Raw genomic sequence first — 353 nt, forward strand, 5'->3', positions numbered from 1 at the left:
TGTCCCGCCAGGCCGTTGTTGTACCGGGCTTCGTCCACCAGTGCGAGCCGGCGCACGCCCAGGTCCTGGCCGTTATACACCTCCGACGCTCCCCCCGCCGCTCCCCGATCTTTTCTCTTATCCACATCCGTCGCCCTCTACGACCCACCCGTCTCGTGGGCTTCGGAGATGTGTATAAGAGACAGTTGCTCGGCAGGCCGTGGTTGTAGCGGGTGTCGACCAGCAGGGCGAGCTGGCGGTCGAGCAGATCGGCAACGTTGCCCACCAGGTTTTTCAGGCTGTCCATGGCGAAGGCGATATGCCCGCCGTAGAAGTGCCCGCCGTGCAGCACNCNTGTCTCTTATACACATCTC

1 pseudogene is annotated in these 353 nt (G+C 63.0%); it reads right to left on the reverse strand.

The features are described from left to right. Positions 1-184: 184 nt before the first annotated feature. Positions 185-331, reverse strand: a pseudogene (locus ACQ4LH_RS21550) (aromatic amino acid lyase); the annotation flags it as partial. Between the last annotated feature and the right edge of the window lie 22 nt (positions 332-353).

Origin of the sequence: Pseudomonas peli, from assembly GCF_050563605.1 — a bacterium.
GTDB lineage: Bacteria > Pseudomonadota > Gammaproteobacteria > Pseudomonadales > Pseudomonadaceae > Aquipseudomonas > Aquipseudomonas peli_A.